The sequence below is a fragment of the Dactylosporangium siamense genome (assembly GCF_016862795.1).
GTDB classification, from domain to species: Bacteria; Actinomycetota; Actinomycetes; order Mycobacteriales; family Micromonosporaceae; genus Dactylosporangium; species Dactylosporangium siamense.
In genome coordinates, this window is sequence record NZ_BONQ01000268.1 from 1 (window position 1) to 1,380 (window position 1,380).

1 protein-coding gene is annotated in these 1,380 nt (G+C 69.0%); it reads right to left on the minus strand.

Translation table 11 applies throughout. The features are described 5' to 3' along the window. Nucleotides 1-1,030, minus strand: a 1,030-nt coding sequence (locus tag Dsi01nite_RS56870) for an IS110 family RNA-guided transposase (RefSeq protein WP_203854876.1), incomplete at its 3' end; no start/stop codon positions are given. Between the last annotated feature and the right edge of the window lie 350 nt (nt 1,031-1,380).

Below are 1,380 nucleotides of genomic sequence, written 5' to 3' on the forward strand. Positions count from 1 at the left end.
TGGTGTTGGCTTCGAGGTATCGGTAGAGGTTGCGGATGGCGTAGCGCTTGAGGCAGCGGAGGATTTCTTTGGGGGTGCGGCCTTCGGTGGTGCGTCGGGTGATGTAGTCGCTGGTGGGTTGGTGGTTCATGCGGCGGCGGGCGGTGACGATGGTGTGGAGTGCGGCGTTGAGGGTGCGGTCGCCGCCGCGGTTGAGGCGGTGGCGTTTGATGGGGCCGCTGCTGGCTTGTAGTGGGCTGATCCCGGCGAGGGCGGCGTAGGCGGCTTCGCTGTGGACGCGGCCGTGGTGGGACCAGGTGGTGAGTAGGGTGGCGGCGGTGACCGGGCCGACACCGGGCAGGTCGAGCAGGCCGGGGCAGGCCTGTTCGACCAGGGCGCGGAGGTGTTTCTCGTTGGCGGTGACGGCTCGGCCGAGCTCGCGGATGGTGGCCGCGGCGCGGCGCAACGCTTGGACACGGATCGTGGTTTCCAGATCCGCGGTGGGGTCCTCGGTAAGGGCGAGGACGGCGCGGACCTGCCCGGCGGTACTCAGCCTGCGCAGGAGTTCGCGGAGGTCGCCGGCGCCGAGGATCAGTGACTTGAACAGGTTGACCGTTGCGGTGCGGGTGTCGGTGTCGTGGCGGCGGGTGACCAGCAGGATCCGTAGCGCTTCACGCAGGCCGTCGGCGCGGGGGATCGCGTGCCGCCGGCCGGGTTCGGCGTCGATGGCCAGCGCGGCCCGGGCGGCGTGGACGGCGTCGAGCTCGTCGGACTTGCCGCTACGGCGTCGACTGCTGTGTTCGGGTTTCGGCGCCTCGGACACGGTGTGGCCCGCGGCGCGCAGGTACCGGGTCAGGTCGTAACCGTGCGAGCCGGTGCCCTCCACCGACCAGTGCAGCCGTTCCCCGGCCGGGACCAGGCCCGCGGCCCATGCCGTCACCTGCGCGTACCCGGCAGGACCCGCAACGACTTGGACCTTGGCACGGACCGCGCCGAGCTGGTCGAGCAGCGCCGCGTCGTGGGTGTCGGTGTGGGTGTCCACCCCGACCATCCACCCCGACCGGGTATCTGGCTGGGCATCCGGCTGGGTACCTGGCTGGTCTGTCACGATGGTCATGACGGTGCTTCCCTTCGAGTGGACGAGTTGCCGTCAACACGGCGTCGGCCCGGGAACACACCTGGCGGCATATCTGTGATGAGTCACGTGCTGTGAACACGGACAGGCTTCTGATCAGGCCAGCACGGTGCAATCGGGTCGACGCCGGCCGCGCGGGTGGACAGGTCAAGAGAAAGACACACGTCACCGCGGTCAGATCGAAGGTGAGTCACACCCACACGACCGACATCGAACCTAACGGATCACGAACCCCGGGCCCGATCACCACCCCTATAGAAGCGTCA